The organism is Streptomyces sp. NPDC039480, assembly GCF_055597165.1.
In genome coordinates, this window is sequence record NZ_JBVITX010000014.1 from 1 (window position 1) to 14,300 (window position 14,300).

Genomic DNA, 14,300 nt, shown 5'->3' on the forward strand with positions numbered 1-14,300 from the left:
ACCTCATGACCCGCCGCCTCACCGGCGAAAGCACCCTGAACTGGCGCGGAACCTAACCCGGGATCAAACACACCTCACAGGGCGAAACACTCAGTAAGAGCTCGTAACACGATCACGATCCGGGCTTCTTGAGGTGTGTCCACGCACACGCGGGTCGTTGGCGGTGCGCGCCCCGAAGGCGCGATGTCCTTCGGAGCGCGCGGCAGGCGTTCGGGTTCAGGCGTTGTAGCCGCCGTGGGCGTCCAGCACTGCGCCCGTGACGTACGACGCGGCGGGGCTCGCCAGGAAGGCGATCGCCGCGGCGATTTCGTCGGGGTGCCCCATGCGTTGCAGGGACAGCGAGCTGACCAGGGACTTGAGGGTCTCGGGGTCCGGCGGTTGCATGCCGCCCTCCATCAGTCCGGCCTCCACGACGTTGGCCGTGATGTTCCGGGGCCCGAGGTCGCGTGCGACGCCCATGGTGTACCTCTCGATCCCGGACTTGGTCGCCGAGTAGTCGGCAAGGCCCGGGGCGCCGACCCGGGAGCCCAGTCCGGAACTCACTGTGATGATGCGGCCATTCTCGCGCAGCACTCGGGAGGCGGCCCGGATGACGGCGATCACGCCGAGGTAGTTGGTGGCGTGCATCCGGTCCAGTGCGGCGGTGTCGGCGTCCGGGTCGTCCACCGTGCCCGCCACGGAGATCGCTGCGTTGTTGACGAGGATGTCCAGGCCGCCGAAGTGCGCGACCACATCGTCGATCAGCGCCGACGCTCGGCTCGTGTCCGCCTGGTCGGACTGGAAGGCGACGGCCTTGGCTCCCTTGCCGTGCACCTCGTCGACGACGGCCTGCGCCCGTTTTTCGGAGCTGACGTAGGTGAAGGCGACGTCGGCGCCCTGCTCGGCCAGCAGTCGTACGGTCGCGGCTCCCAGTCCGCGCGACCCCCCGGTGACCAGGGCGACTTTGCCCGTGAGTGGCTTGCTCATTCTTCTCACCTCGTTGATTGACCCTTCCCGGCCGTCGCAACGTTAATTGTTACGACAGGATGTTGCAACCTTCGCTGTTACGACTGCGGTAATATGAAGCGTCGCGGTCCAGAGGAGGAGTCCATGAGCGCCAACAGCAGGCTGACCATCGCCGCCCACGCGCTGGCCTGGATCGGCCTCTACCAGCGCCAGGGCCATGAGGTCGCCACCTCCGAGCAGATCGCGACCAGCGCGAACACCAACCCGGTGGTGATCAGACGGCTGCTCGGCGAGCTGCGCCGGGCCGGGCTCGTGGAGTCCCGGCGGGGCGTGGGCGCGGGCTGGTCGCTGGCGCGCAAGCTGGAGTCGATGACCCTGCTCGACGTGTACGAAGCAGTGGAACCCGGCCCGCTGTTCGCAATGCACCGCACCACCCCGGACCAGGGATGCGTGGTGGGTCACGGCATCCAGCCGGCGATGCAGAGCATCTACGAGGGCATCGAGGAGACCCTGAGACACGAGCTGGCCCGCGTCACGCTCGCGAACGTACTCCGGGACGTACTCGCGGCACCTCGCTAGCCTCCCCTTTACGCCCTGACATCACCAAGACCCCATCCATGCCCGGGCCGGCGAACAGCCTGGCAACCAGTCACGCCGAAGACCGTTGCGGCGCAAACAAGTGAAAGAAGATCGCAGGTCAGGACAGGTCGGGAGCAAGCCGAACAGAGGCACGGTGCATTACGTGCACTGCAGGCGCTATGTGCGATCTCTTGACGCACGTTCCCAACCTGCGCAGAAAGCCCTCCGCCTCGACCGACACGGAAGCCGTCGAGGCGCTCACCACCGACCAACCAGGCTGTGCTCTTCGTCATCGCAGTCGCCGTCCGAGCCACCGAGACGTTACCGAGGCGAGCTTCAGCCCTACGAGCCTCATGCTCGTAGGGCTCGCCCTTCTCGCCATGCACTCGACGACCACCTCCAGGTCGATGGCGGTCTGCTTCTCGCCGACCTCGACACCGCGTCCCGCGCCGGCGCGTGCGCCGGGGCCGCGGTCGCGCATCGCGCATCGCGCCCATGGTGCGCCTGAATCCGCCTTCCGGAGCATGGATTCCGGTCACTTCGCGTGCGGCGATCCCGGCGATCTTCTCCACGGTTCCGTCCGCGATGGCCGTCTTGCCGCGGGTGGCCGCCAGCTCTCTCGCTCAGGGTTACAGCCTCGTGCCTACGACGGTCGCGAAGCCGCCTCCTTGGGGTTCAAGGGTTTCCCCACGCAGGCGGCTGTCGGCCGCCGCGTGTCGTACCAGTCTCCAAGTGCCTTGTGGCACAGCGGACATGCAATCCGGGTGCCGCTGAACCAGGCCGCCGTCCAGCCCATGAGGACGGGTGGCTTCCAGCCGCCTGCTTGGTGCGGGATGGGGGCTATCCTGAGGTACGGACGTCCTGGACCCCGGCGGACCTGTTGTTGCTCGACACAGATGGCTGCGGGGATCGGGCTCCTTCGTCCGATCACCTGGCGCATCCCCTGGAGGGAACGGGGCGGGCTCTCTGTCCCCCTGGACAGATTGCCGGACCATCCGTTCACTGCCTCCGCCGAATGCATTCCCTTGCCGTGAGCGACCGTGGAGGAGCCAGTGGTCCGGCCCCATCCCATGGCTCTGCCGGCAAGTCTCTGGAACGAGGCGTCATGCCCCTGCCCCCGTTGAACATCTATCGGCACGACAGAAGGACCCGGGCCCTGATCACCCTCGCGGGCGAGATCGACCTGGAGACGGTGCCGCTGATACGTACGAGCTTTGAGCGGTGTCTGCGCGATGGCGTGCGCACCATCCACGTCGACCTCACCCCTGTCACCTTCTGCGACTGCAGCGGCCTCAACGCCTTCATCGAGATGTTCCTGCACACCGCCATGGCCGGTGGGACGCTGCGTCTGCACTACCCGCCGCCCACGCTGGCCCGGGTGATCGACTTCACCGGTTCCGGCTTCTTGCTCGATGGTCCTTCGGCCGTACCGGGCCCGGTTCCTCGCCCTGCTGCTCTCTTCGCCACCGCGCCGGTCCCGCTTGCCGTAGCGGGCTTCGAGACGTCTCGTCGGCTGGTTCCGGGCACCCCCACTGTTTCGGGAGGTGTGCTGTGATGGCCTGGCCCCGGCGGGATTCTTCACGGGCGCCCGTTGGCGACGGATCGTCCGACATGGCCGGAGTACGGCTACGGCGGGTGAACCGCTGGCTGGCAGAGGGCATGCGCCAGGATCTGGCGGATCTGCACACGGCTTCCGATGAGACCGAACCCGAGGAGGAGTACCGCGGTCACGGTCGGGAGGAGTTCCTGAGCCGCCTCACCGGTGACATCCGTCGGCCGGGGTTCGCCATGGTGATCGCGGAGACGGACGGCCTGGTGGGCTGTGCCTTCGGATTCCCGGTCCGCGGCGACGGCACCTGGTGGCACGGCTTCGAAGGTGCGTTGCCCCGCAGTATCGAGCAACTCACGAAGTCCGATGTAGTTTTCGCGGTCACCAACGTCCTGGTCCGCCCTCACCCGCAGGACGATGACCTGGCACGCCGTCTGCAGGAGCGGCTGCTGGCCGGCCATCAGGCGTCGCTCGGGACGACCTTGGTGGATCCGACCGATCACCCGGCGCTGAATGCCTTCCGGTCCTGGGGATGGCAGGACATCGGAGAGATCTGGCGGCCGGGCCTGCCCACGACGTTCCGCGTGCTGGTGCTTCCCCTCGGAGAGCGAACCGTGGAGCGGCTGGAAGGGCTGGGCCATCACGCCTGGACCCGGTGGCCGGGGTGACACCCAACCGCCGGTCGTCCCGGATCCGCGTGCTGGTCGCCGAACAGGCGGCCCGACGCGGTGCCCGGGTGGGCGTGATGGATGTGTGCACCGCGGCGGTGACCTCGCTGCCGGTCGGCGGGGCCGGGATATCGGCGATGTCCAGGACTGCGGCGAGTCATCCGCTGTGCAGTACCGACGACATCAGCGAACGGCTGGAGGAGCTGCAGCTCACCCTGGGCGAGGGGCCGTGCGTGGACGCCTTCACACACGGCGAAGCCGTCCTGACGCCCGACCTGCAGGCCGGTGAACTGCAGAACAGCTGGCCCGTGTTCGCCGATGCGGCTCTGGAAACCGGAGCACGTGCGGTCTTCGCGCTCCCTCTGCAGATAGGAGCCATCAGTTCCGGCGTCCTGGATCTGTACGCGCAGGACCCGGTCCGGCTGAACGCGGAGGAACTGGCCGACGCACTGGCCTTCGCCGAGTTCGCTACGCTGGTCCTGCTCGACGCCCGGATCGACGCGACGGGCGCACCACCCGACGACGCGACCAAAAGGCACATCGAGGACCTGGGCGGCTACCGGGCGGAGATCTCCCAGGCCACCGGCATGCTCACCGTCCAGCTCGGCGTCGGCATGGACGAAGCCTTTGTCCGACTGCGCGCCCACGCCTATGCCCGGGGGCACCGGCTCACCGACGTGGCCGCCGACGTGGTGGCCCGTCGGCTCCGCTTCCCTCCGGGTGCGGAGCCGACCCGGACCGGCGAGGACACCTGATGCCCTCGCCGGGTCCGAGGAGCGCATGACGCCCCGCACTTCCCGCCCCACTCCGGCGGGACTAGTTTCTATCAAGGGTGTTGACGATGAATGAACGGCTCCTGGCCAAGACCTTCGTCGAGTTGGCGGACAATCTGGTCGCCGACTTCGACCTGATCGACTTCCTGCGCCTGCTGACCGACCGCTGCGTGGGGATGCTCGGGGCGAGCGCCGCCGGAGTGCTGCTCGCGGACCGGGACGGCGAATTGCGCGTGATGGCAGCCTCCGACGAACAGGTGCGCCTCCTGGAACTCTTCCAGCTGCAGAACGACAAGGGACCCTGCCTGGACTGCTTCCGCACGGGCGCCCCGGTGTCCGCCCCCGATCTGCGGAGGGAGGCCGCCCGCTGGCCTCGCTTCGCCGCCCAGGCCCAGCTCCGCGGGTTCGGCGCGGTCCAGGCCTTGCCCATGCGGTTGCGCGACGAGGTCGTCGGCGCGCTGAATCTCTTCCGGTCCACTCCCGGCCCCTTCGACCCGGTCGGCACGTCCATCGCCCAGGCCCTCGCCGATGTCGCCACCATCAGCCTGCTGCAACAACGGTCCGCCCAGCGCACCACGGTCCTCAACGAGCAGTTGCAGACCGCGCTGAACAGCCGCGTACTGATCGAGCAGGCCAAGGGCAAACTCGCCGAACGCCACGGCGTCGACATGGAACAGGCATTCAGCGCTCTACGCCGCTACGCCCGCGCCCACAACCGCCGCCTGTCCGACGTTGCCCGCGCCCTCATAGACGACAGCGAGCCCCTGGCCGGGCTGGTGTCCTGACCCAGGCACGGATCTGTCTCCCGGCCCGGTGCGGCCTTCTGCCGCGAACGCCGCACCGGCCCATCTCGGAACAGAGGACTCCCATGGGTGCCCATGTACTCTCGCGCCACCCCCGTCCATGATCGAGGTGAGCCCGACCGCGAGTGCCGGAGAAGGGCGGCCGTGGTGGCCCCTGCTCACAGGCGGCGCCAGCGGGCCGAGGCGAAGGAGAAGGCTCCGAAGAGGATCAGCCCGATCGCCACGACGACCAGGAGCCAGGGGCCCACCGGGGTCTGCGTGAAGCTGCGGAGCGTGGCGTCCACCCCCTTGGCCTCGTCCGCATCGAACTGGACGGCTGCGGTCAGGATGAAGATGCCGGCCGCCGCGAACACCGTGCCGCGGGCCACGCCCCCGCCCACCCCCAGGCCTGTCACGATCTGCCGTGTACGGTGACTCATCGCGCCCACGTCCAGCTGTCGCAGGAACTTGCGCATCGCCGCCCGGGCCGCGAGCACGACACCGATGCCTATCAGGAGGCAACCGGCGGCCCCCACAAGGACTTGACCGTACGACAGCTTCAGCACCGACGCAGTCCAGTCCTTCGACTTCGCATTGCCGCTGGAACCCTGGCCACCACCGGCGGCAAACGCCGCGGTCGCCCAGCAGACCGAGGCGTAGAAGACCGCCCGGCCGCCGTCCAGAAGCCGCGAGGCGGCCTTCCGCTCGGGCCCCCTGCTGAGCACCGCGCGGGATCCCCGCCACAGCGCCATGCAACCGAAGCCCACGGCCAGCGCCCACAGCATCACCTTCCCGAAGGGCTGCTCCGCGACCTGGTCCAGCGCTCCTTGGCGGTCCGCCGACTCCCCGCCGCTCCCCAGGGCCAGCTGGATCGCCAGGGCGCCGATGAGGACGTACACGACACCACGCGCCATGAAACCCGCCCGGCCCGCGGCGGTCAGCGTCTCCTCCTTGGCGGCATGGGCGGCAGAACCTGCGCCCCCACCCCTGTCCTGTGCATGAGACGACGTCACGAGGTCCTCCCCACGGCCATGGAGCGCGCAATGCGCGTCCTGGCCCCTGAGTACCCCCGGAAGGCGACGTGATGCCGTACTCGCAGCAGCCTGTTCACCGTTGGCAGGGGTACTCGGCCGGTATGCGAACCCATGAGCCGCGTCCCAGTGAACGCACGAAGCTCGCCTCTTTGACCGCGAAGCGCCTGACCGGCAACCGCAGCGCGCGCCGGGCCGCCCTGCGCGGCACCGGCTCGCTGGCCCTTGCCTGCGCCGCCATCCAGGTCGCTACCAAGGTGCTCGACAAGCGTCGACCGCTGCGGCATCCGCCGAGCGGGGCGGCGTCCTCCCACCGCACGGCCGGTGCGGCCGCCTTCGCGACGGCTGCCACCTTCGAGACACCCCGGCTGGGGGCCATCCTCCTTCCCGTCGCCGCGGGCATCGCCGTCTCCCGCCTTCGCGCGGGAGCACACCCTCCCGGCCGCGTGCTGGCGGATGCCGCGTTCGGCGTGGGCATCGCCGCGGCAACCTGCCGCTGGTGGCCGCTGCACCGCGACGAGCCCGCAGACAGCGCCTGGCCGAAGCTCCCGGTCCCCGCTCTGCCGTCCGGCGAGGGTCTTGTCGTCGTCGTCAACAGCGACGCCGGCGGCGAGGTCCCGGCCGAAGTCGAACTGCGCACCCTGCTGCCCAAAGCGGACCTGCGGGTCTGTGAAGCCGGCGCGGACCTGTACACCGTGCTGCGACAGGCCGCCGCGCAGGTACAGGCGCGCGGCGGCGCGCTCGGGGTGGTCGGGGGCGACGGCACGGTCAACGCGGCGGCCGTACTGGCCGTCGACAACCGACTGCCGCTCGCGGTGTTCCCCGGCGGCACCCTCAACCACTTCGCCGCCGACCTCGGCCTTTCGACCTTGCGGGAGGCCGCCGAGGCCGTGGAGGCGGGCCGCGGCGGAACCGTCGACCTCGGCCGGATCACCGGCGACGGCACCTGCACCTATTTCCTCAACACCTTCAGCATCGGCGTCTACCCCGAACTCGTCCGGGCCCGCGAAGCGCGCGAGACGTCCCTGGGCAAATGGCCGGCCCTCGCCATCGGCCTGCTCCGCGTCCTGGCCGACGGCACCCCTGTCGACGTCACCCTCGACGGACGGCCCCGGCGGCTGTGGCTGCTGTTCGCCGGAAACAGCCGCTACGACCCGCCCGGCTTCGCCCCCTCCTACCGCCCGACCCTGGACGACGGACTCCTCGACCTGCGCATCGTCGACGGAAAGCACCCCTTCGCCCGCACCCGCCTCGTCGCGGCCTTCCTCACCGGCACTCTCGCCCGCTCCCGCGTCTACCAGGAAACCACCGCCACCCGGCTGCGCATCGACGGTGTGGGCAAGGCAGGCGACTACACCCGGGACGGCGAAGTGAGTCCGGCCGCCGACACCCTCGTCCTCGACAAGAGGAGCCGCGCCCTCACCGTCTACTTGCCCGCCCCTCAGTGATCCCGTGCCATCGGCACACGGCAACACAATGCCCGTCCGGGGCAATGCCGCAAAGCAGACGCCCCAGACCCCGGCCACGCACTGCCAGTCGGGCACGATGCCTGTCCAGCACGTCTTTCGGGCACCTGAACCGAGGCGCCCCATGCACACTCAGCAGCACCCACACGAAATCGACAGCTCAGAGCCGTCCGCCATGGACGCCGTGCGTCCGCGCCGGCTGAACCGCTGGCAGGCCGAGGACCCGAGTGAGGATCTGGCGGACCTCTTCGTCGAGTCCTCCTTGGCCGCGCCTGGGTCGCGCTCCTCGCCCTGAGCGCGAGCTCGACGACACCGGCCGGAGTGCCCTCCGGCGCAACGGGCACCGCCCGCACCAGCATGCCCCTCCCCGTAAAGGTTTGGGATCCATGTGCAGGGCCACCCGATGAGGGCGTCCGCCGATCGGCCGGGACGAAGGCACCGGAGAGTTGAGTTCACAGCTCCCGGTGCCGCCCGCTGGACACCCGAGCCGTCACCAGCGGTCATGGAGGCGCCTCAGCGCACGGCGCAGTTCCCGCCGCATCTGCTCGGGGAGCTCCTCCTCTCGCGTCGTGGCGACCAGAGCCGCCGCCACGTCACGGAGCTTCACGTTGCAGTGCTGCGACACGTCCACCAGCAGGCCCCAGGCCCGCTCACTGTCACACGGAGCCAGGGCCATCAGCATGCCGCGCGCCTGGTCGATCACCGCACGGCTCGACAGCGCCATGGCCAACTGATCGTTCTCCGCGCGCAGTTTGATGAGCTCGGCCACCAGAGACGCATCCCCTGCCGAAGCCCCAGACGTCACCTGCTGTGCGGCGTGGGGCATGGTTGCTCGACGCATGGTGCCTACCTCACAACGCAGTGATCAGGAGCCATGGCCTAGGCATGCCTTCCTGGGTGCCACAAGCGGTCAGCGGCGGGCGAGTTGCCGCTCCCCGGCCGCACCGGGCTCGTAAGGCAGCCCGTAGTGCTTGAAGATCCCCGCCTCGTCCTCGGCGGGCAGAACGTCATCGGTGCCGATCGAGGGAGCCGTCTTCACCAGTGCTTTGGCATAGGCGACCTTGAGGTAGCCCGGCCCGGTGATCGCGTCGTCGAGGGGGACGAACATCAGCTGGTGCCGGGTGGGCAGCCCGGTCCTCACGGTGGCCATGGCCGGTTCGTCGGTGGTGGTGTCCACGTAGATCGATTCCAGGACACCGATCTTGCGCGAGTCCGTGTCCACCACGTCGAGGCCGCGCCACTCACGGACATCGGCTGACTGGATCATGGTCTTCTCCTGTCTGGGTTCATCCGCTGGGTGACGCGTGCTCGGCGCAAGTTGGTCATGTCCGGTCTGTCGCGTGCAGGCGCCCCAGCGCACCGCGTAGCGCCTGGTCCAGGTGCTTGGGGAAGGGGCTTCCCTCGGAGGTGGCGACGAGAGCGGCAGCCACCTCTCGGCGTGAGAGACCACTGTGCCGCGCGACGTCCGTCAACAGGGTGCCGGCCTCCCTGCGGGGGCACGGAACCAAGGCCATCATCATCCCGAGGGCCCGGTCGATCACCGCCCGGTCGCCCAGGGCCCGGCGCAACCGCGCAATCTCGGTGTGCAGTTCGACGACAGCCGGGTCCAGGGCTGCATCGCCCCAGGCCACCTCGGTTGCCATCATCCACCGGTCTTCCTGGATCCTGAGTTTCTGCTTCATGACACCTGCCTCACCACGCACTGAATGCGCCCGCCCGACCAAGTCGGCGCGGGACGCATGGGCACCGGAATCCGAATCGGTCACCGGTGGTGCTGCTCGTCCCGACGGTCCTGGCGCCTCCAGAGTCCCTGGCGCTGTCGCCGGTAGCGACGGTCCCATCGGTTCTCGCGGTCTCTGTGGTCCCGGTAGTCGCGGTACTCGAAATTTCCGCCCTGCACCCGGCTGCCCCCACGCCCCCGGCCGTAGCGCACGGCCACGAACATCAGCACGGCCGCGACGGCCCACCACAGGGGATTGAGGAAGCCGAGGCCGAACAGGACCACGATCAGGATGGCGAACAAGGCGATCACGGTGGGCCTCCCCGGGCGGAACGGAACCTCGCTGCCGGGGGCTTGGGCCTCGCTGCACAGCGTAGTCCTTTCAAGAGGCTGTGGATACGCCCGGACCGACGACGAGCAGGGCGGAACCGGTGAGAGCCCGCATCAGAACGCTCGGCCCCCGCCCGAACTGGATCCGCACGGCGCGCGATGTACCTCACCATGCTGTTGAAATCGGAGGGTGAGCGCCGACGTCAGCAGGCACGCGAACAGGATCTCGACCCCGCTTTGGATGTTCCTCAGTTCCTGCAGCGGCTCGCCGTAGTTCCGGTCGGCCCACTCGAGCGCCGTCTCATCGCGGCGTGCGGATGGTGTCCGCGGCGTCCTCGGTCACGTCCCGGCAAGCCACTCGTCGCCCGCCGTCCAGCCCTCCTGTGGGTCGTGACCGCCCGGCTCGTCCCGTCGGCGGGAACCGGGCTGCGGGGTGCGTCAGCCCTCGTCCTTGCCTCTGCTGCCTTCCGGCACCGCCTATCGGGCTGGCTGCTTGCGACCTGTTCAGTGCATGTGGCGGAGGCTAGCGTGCGCGGTGCCGCCCCGGTCCCCGGCAGGCATCCCTTGGTTGTCGCGCCCCAGGGCGCCCCCGCGTATCGGAGCAGGCATCCACCGCGGCACGATCACGCGCGGCGCCGCCTCCACCCTCCGCCGCCCCCACAGCGATTGCGGCTCAGGCCCGATGCGCCCCGCGCGGGCAGCCCCGCCGGTGCCCGTCCCACCGCACGCACGCTTCAGCAGGCGGTACCCATGTACGCGCTGGTCGTTCTCGTTCCCTTCGTACTGCTCGCCACGGTGATGGGCCTGTCCTGGTGGGAGGACCGCATCCTGCCGTCCACCGATCCGGACGACGCTCCCGGCACGGTCCGGGCAACCTCAACAGCCCCGGACCAGGCGTCCGACCCCGCCCTGCTCAAGGGCCGTTGACACAGGAGCCGGACAGGCGTTGACTGACGGCACGGCGTAGGGCGATGCCACTCCGGACCGTTCGGCGACGCATTCCACCTTCCCGCTTCGCCCGGACCCCGCGGATATCAGGAACCATTCCGCGCGATCTGGAGGCCCGGCGATGCTCATGTGGATTCTCCTCCTTCTGCTGATCCTGGTGATCTTCGGGGCCGGCTTCGCCATGCAGATCCTCTGGTGGGTCGCGGCTGTACTGCTGGCCCTGTGGGTCATCGGCTTCCTCATGCGAGGCCGCGGTGGCAGTCGCAGCAGCGGCGGGCGGCGCCGGTTCAGCCGCAGCGGCAGGTGACCTCACACCCGCCCCACCCGGTGGACGAACCAAGGACAGCCAACTCTTAGGGCGCTAAAAGAGGTTGAGGGAAATGGAGCACAGCAGCGCACGAGGCCCGAGCCGCAGAGGGCAGCCATGATCACCGTCGTGATCATCGCCGTGGTGGCCATCGCGGCAGGCACTCTCCTCTTCATCGGACGCACCCGGGCTCCCGGCGGTGGCAGGCGCAGCCTGCAGCGGCGATTCGGCCCCGAGTATCAGCGGTCCGTCGACCGCCACGACGGCGACGTGAAAGCGGCCGGGCGGGAACTCGGCGAGCGCGTCAAGCATCACCCTTCGCTCCACGAGCAGACGCTGCCACCCGAGGCCCGCGCACGCTATGCGGCCCAATGGGCGGACTGCCGGGAGCAGTTCGTCGAGTCACCACACAAGGCTGTCGCCGTGGCCGACGCGCTCCTCGCACGGCTGGTAGAGGACCGCGGCTATCCCGACGGCGACCGGTTCGAGGAGCAGCTCGCCGCGCTCTCCGTCCACCACGCCCACTACGTCCACGGCTACCGCAGCCTGCACACGGTCGCCCGCGGCCAGAGCAGCACCGAAGAAATGCGGGAGGCCATGTTCGACGCCCGCCCCCTCTTCGAGGCCTTGGTCACCGATCAGTCGGCGGGCTCGCGCCGGCGCCATCCGCAAACCCCCGACGCCCGCAGCCACACACCGTCGACACAGAGCCGGCGCCACGCGAAGGGAACTGGCACACGATGATGTACGACCAGGAACGCGCACAGCAGCCTCAGACCGACAGGCCGAACCTCGCCGAGCAGCATGCCTCGCAGTTGCCCCGCTCCGAGCCGGCTCGCACACTCGGTCAGCCGGTCATCAGCACCACCGACCCCGACCACACTCCCAGCCTCGTGCTTCTCCCCCGAAGCGATCGGGACAAGCTCACCATGCGGCTCCAACAGGCCCTCAGCACCTTCGTGGAAAGCCCACGACAGGCGCTGGAGGAGGCCGACGGCGTCCTCGACGAAGCCGTCACCCAGCTGACCGCGACCCTTGCCGAGCGGCACCGTGTCCTGCATGCAGGCTGGCGGGATCAGGGCACTGAAGCGCGGACGGAAGAACTGCGGCTCGCGCTGAGGCAGTACAAGGAGACCACAGAATTGCTGCTGCGCATGTAGCGCCCGCCGGTCAGTGACGCTGCCACGCAACAGGAAGCACAGCCGCCGCAGGAACTCGGTGCGCGAGCCCGCACCGGTTGACATGCGGTGGCTGTCTCCTGGAGTCGGCTCGGTCTGATTGACGCCCGGCGACATGGGCCTGGAGGTACGAAGGCGGTGTCTGCGCGACGTCCGCAGCGGTACCTTCGGCGGCGTCCCGGTAGACGGAGTACAGCTTGTCGTTGCAGACGGTCATACCGGGACGGGAAGCGGACACCAGGTGAGGAACGGGGACGGGCATGAACCATTTCCAGGCTCGACGGGCTCCTGCGCGGCCTCTGCCGTCGGTGCCGGAGCTCCCGCGGAGTGCACCCGGAGGTCGACGGACTGGCCCCGCCGGGACCAGAACAGGGTCAGCGTCTTGAAATAGCGCCAGACGTCAGAGATCACTTCTGAGTATACGTAGAACGCCTGGTCCTTGCGCAGCGGAATCGAGAGCGATGCCATGCTGGCAAGCGCCGGAGGGGTGACGTAGTTGTAGCGGCCCACGCTATAGACAATCAGACTGGCATTGGTGCCGGAGACGCCGCTCGCACGCCTCACGTGTACCGGTCAGGATTCCGTCAGTGGGGGCGTCCGCGAGGAACCAGTTGCTGTAGCCCGGCACGCCCTGTGACCAGGAGCGCCGGTAGCCTGGGGGGCGGAACGCCTCCACTGTTACGCATCGCCGATCAGAATGGTGCCCGCGCCGGCAGAACTGACGGTGACCGGGGCCAATGCGTGAGCTGCACCGGCGCCCCCCCCCGGCGGCCGGGTCAGAGTTCCGGGTCTGGGGTGACGGTCCGCTCATCCTGTGCGAGGTCTTCCGGCTCCTGCATTTCCTCCGGCTCCTTTCCGAACGAGCTGGCAGAGGAGAGATGCTGTGTCCGCCAGGCGGCGTTGCTGTAGAGGGTCCTAGAGGTTTGGGCTACCTCCTTCTCGCCGCCATAGTCGGGCCCCTCCTGCAGGTACCTATTCTTGTGGCTTACGAAGCGGAGCGTGTCGCCCGCCCGGAGCACCCGATTTCCTCCGGCCTTGATATTGCCTGCGGCGGTGACATCTCTGATGGTCGTGATGCTGTTGTTGAAGGTGCTCGCCCCGGTGACGTTCAGGACCGCGTCGACCTTCAGGCCCGCGTTCTGGCTGACCCGCAGCGGGTTGCTGCCCGCACCGCGCACCGATCCGGCGACCGTCAGGTCCTTGGCGGTGTTGCTGAGGCTGACGCTGTCGGCGAATGTGGCCGGGCCCTGGACGGTGAGGTTCCTGACGACGAGGTCAGGAATGCGTACGGTGACCGCCGTGGTCAGGGTGTGGGTGAGGGTGACGCCACCGGCTGTGACTTCGGCGCGCAGCATGAAACCGGTGACGGTGGTCAGACCGCGCGGGGTGGACCAGACACGTTCCTTGTCGAGGGAGACTCCGGCGGGGGTGTCGCCCCAGTGCATCGTGTACTTCGCGTCCGAACCCTCCCAACGGAGCACGGCGACTTCACCGTTCTCCACCATGATCTTCTCGGGCGCGAAATTCCGGAACACGAACCCGGCCGGGAACTTGTCCACCTCGACCGCAGCGTCCTTGTTGGTGAAACTCCCGTTCGTCCTTGACGAACTCTCGACGATCGCGATGGAGACCTGACCCGCCGTGCGGTTGACTGCGATGTTGGACAGGGTGAGGGTGACGATCTGCCCGGTGAACTGCACCGCGCGGGCCGGGGTGAAGGTGATGACCGCGAAGCCGCCGGAGACGGTGGGGGCGGACGGCGTCCAGCCGGTGCTGGCACCGGTCTTGATGTCGGCGCCTTCGGTGGTGAGGTGCTCGGCCCCCGCGCCGACCGGCACCCGGACGGTGATTTTGTTGCACCAGGCCGACGTGGTGATGCCGCCGCCGACATTGATGTTGACGGAGCCGTATTCGGTTTCCTCGGCGGAGCTCACCCGCAACGGCTTCGGGTCGGTCGATGGTTCGTACGGCAGCAGGTTGGTGGCGTTCACCATGACAACGCTCATGCAACGGCCTTTCTGTAA

General features: G+C 68.8%; 17 protein-coding genes and 2 pseudogenes. 10 read left to right on the top strand and 9 right to left on the bottom strand.

Annotation, left to right across the window (positions count from 1 at the left end; all coding sequences use genetic code 11):
* Window positions 1-216: 216 nt before the first annotated feature.
* The gene (locus tag ACZ56E_RS34265) at window positions 217-966 is read right to left on the bottom strand and encodes an SDR family NAD(P)-dependent oxidoreductase (protein ID WP_471220295.1); all 750 of its coding nucleotides are present in this window, start codon (window positions 964-966) and stop codon (window positions 217-219) included.
* A 123-nt stretch (window positions 967-1,089) separates the two neighbouring features.
* Here ACZ56E_RS34265 and ACZ56E_RS34270 point away from each other — a divergent pair, with 123 nt between their 5' ends.
* Entirely contained in the window at window positions 1,090-1,524 is a 435-nt protein-coding gene (locus ACZ56E_RS34270; protein WP_471220296.1) for an Rrf2 family transcriptional regulator, read from the top strand.
* Between the two features lie 385 nt (window positions 1,525-1,909).
* Here ACZ56E_RS34270 and ACZ56E_RS34275 read toward each other — a convergent pair.
* A pseudogene (locus ACZ56E_RS34275) lies at window positions 1,910-2,138 on the bottom strand (Asp23/Gls24 family envelope stress response protein); the annotation flags it as partial.
* Window positions 2,139-2,629: 491 nt separating this feature from the next.
* Between ACZ56E_RS34275 and ACZ56E_RS34280 the strand changes: the two are divergent.
* From ACZ56E_RS34280 to ACZ56E_RS34295, 4 genes are all read left to right on the top strand, one after another.
* Entirely contained in the window at window positions 2,630-3,079 is a 450-nt protein-coding gene (locus ACZ56E_RS34280) for an STAS domain-containing protein (RefSeq protein WP_471220298.1), read from the top strand.
* Window positions 3,079-3,741, top strand: a complete 663-nt coding sequence (locus ACZ56E_RS34285) for a hypothetical protein (RefSeq protein WP_471220300.1) — start codon at window positions 3,079-3,081, stop codon at window positions 3,739-3,741. Before ACZ56E_RS34280 ends, ACZ56E_RS34285 begins: the two co-directional genes overlap by 1 nt.
* Window positions 3,738-4,496, top strand: coding sequence for an ANTAR domain-containing protein (locus tag ACZ56E_RS34290; RefSeq protein ID WP_471220301.1), 759 nt, complete (start codon window positions 3,738-3,740; stop codon window positions 4,494-4,496). Before ACZ56E_RS34285 ends, ACZ56E_RS34290 begins: the two co-directional genes overlap by 4 nt.
* 86 nt (window positions 4,497-4,582) lie before the next feature.
* The gene (locus ACZ56E_RS34295; RefSeq protein WP_471220303.1) at window positions 4,583-5,299 is read left to right on the top strand and encodes an ANTAR domain-containing protein; all 717 of its coding nucleotides are present in this window, start codon (window positions 4,583-4,585) and stop codon (window positions 5,297-5,299) included.
* A gap of 176 nt (window positions 5,300-5,475) precedes the next feature.
* On the opposite strand, the gene ACZ56E_RS34300 is transcribed toward ACZ56E_RS34295, so the two are convergent.
* Window positions 5,476-6,309 carry a DUF1206 domain-containing protein gene (locus ACZ56E_RS34300; protein ID WP_471220305.1) on the bottom strand — a complete coding sequence of 278 codons (834 nt, stop codon included), beginning with the start codon at window positions 6,307-6,309 and terminating at the stop codon, window positions 5,476-5,478.
* A 170-nt stretch (window positions 6,310-6,479) separates the two neighbouring features.
* Between ACZ56E_RS34300 and ACZ56E_RS34305 the strand changes: the two genes are divergently transcribed.
* Window positions 6,480-7,775 (top strand): diacylglycerol/lipid kinase family protein, encoded by a 1,296-nt coding sequence (locus ACZ56E_RS34305; protein WP_471220307.1) that lies wholly within the window; start codon window positions 6,480-6,482, stop codon window positions 7,773-7,775.
* A 508-nt stretch (window positions 7,776-8,283) separates the two neighbouring features.
* Here ACZ56E_RS34305 and ACZ56E_RS34310 read toward each other — a convergent pair.
* The 5 genes and pseudogenes from ACZ56E_RS34310 to ACZ56E_RS34330 form a co-directional block, all read right to left on the bottom strand.
* Entirely contained in the window at window positions 8,284-8,562 is a 279-nt protein-coding gene (locus ACZ56E_RS34310) for an ANTAR domain-containing protein (protein WP_471220309.1), read from the bottom strand.
* A gap of 141 nt (window positions 8,563-8,703) precedes the next feature.
* Window positions 8,704-9,060 carry a PRC-barrel domain-containing protein gene (locus ACZ56E_RS34315; RefSeq protein ID WP_468560865.1) on the bottom strand — a complete coding sequence of 119 codons (357 nt, stop codon included), beginning with the start codon at window positions 9,058-9,060 and terminating at the stop codon, window positions 8,704-8,706.
* Between the two features lie 55 nt (window positions 9,061-9,115).
* Entirely contained in the window at window positions 9,116-9,475 is a 360-nt protein-coding gene (locus tag ACZ56E_RS34320) for an ANTAR domain-containing protein (RefSeq protein ID WP_471220311.1), read from the bottom strand.
* Window positions 9,476-9,555: 80 nt separating this feature from the next.
* A complete protein-coding gene (locus tag ACZ56E_RS34325; protein ID WP_471220313.1) occupies window positions 9,556-9,825 on the bottom strand; it encodes a hypothetical protein in 270 nt (89 codons plus the stop codon).
* A gap of 132 nt (window positions 9,826-9,957) precedes the next feature.
* Window positions 9,958-10,137 (bottom strand): annotated as a pseudogene (locus ACZ56E_RS34330) (DUF6328 family protein); the annotation flags it as partial.
* A 456-nt stretch (window positions 10,138-10,593) separates the two neighbouring features.
* Between ACZ56E_RS34330 and ACZ56E_RS34335 the strand changes: the two are divergent.
* The 4 genes from ACZ56E_RS34335 to ACZ56E_RS34350 all read left to right on the top strand — a co-directional run bounded on the left by ACZ56E_RS34335 (window position 10,594) and on the right by ACZ56E_RS34350 (window position 12,258).
* A complete protein-coding gene (locus ACZ56E_RS34335) occupies window positions 10,594-10,770 on the top strand; it encodes a hypothetical protein (protein ID WP_471220315.1) in 177 nt (58 codons plus the stop codon).
* Between the two features lie 142 nt (window positions 10,771-10,912).
* On the top strand, window positions 10,913-11,098 hold the full coding sequence (locus tag ACZ56E_RS34340) for a hydrophobic protein (protein WP_471220317.1): 186 nt from the start codon (window positions 10,913-10,915) through the stop codon (window positions 11,096-11,098).
* A gap of 117 nt (window positions 11,099-11,215) precedes the next feature.
* Window positions 11,216-11,842, top strand: coding sequence for a hypothetical protein (locus ACZ56E_RS34345; RefSeq protein ID WP_471220319.1), 627 nt, complete (start codon window positions 11,216-11,218; stop codon window positions 11,840-11,842).
* A complete protein-coding gene (locus ACZ56E_RS34350) occupies window positions 11,839-12,258 on the top strand; it encodes a hypothetical protein (protein ID WP_471220321.1) in 420 nt (139 codons plus the stop codon). The genes ACZ56E_RS34345 and ACZ56E_RS34350 overlap by 4 nt, the downstream gene beginning before the upstream one ends.
* A gap of 794 nt (window positions 12,259-13,052) precedes the next feature.
* Here the strand turns inward: ACZ56E_RS34350 and ACZ56E_RS34355 are convergent.
* Window positions 13,053-14,282, bottom strand: coding sequence for a hypothetical protein (locus ACZ56E_RS34355; RefSeq protein ID WP_471220323.1), 1,230 nt, complete (start codon window positions 14,280-14,282; stop codon window positions 13,053-13,055).
* Window positions 14,283-14,300: the final 18 nt, after the last annotated feature.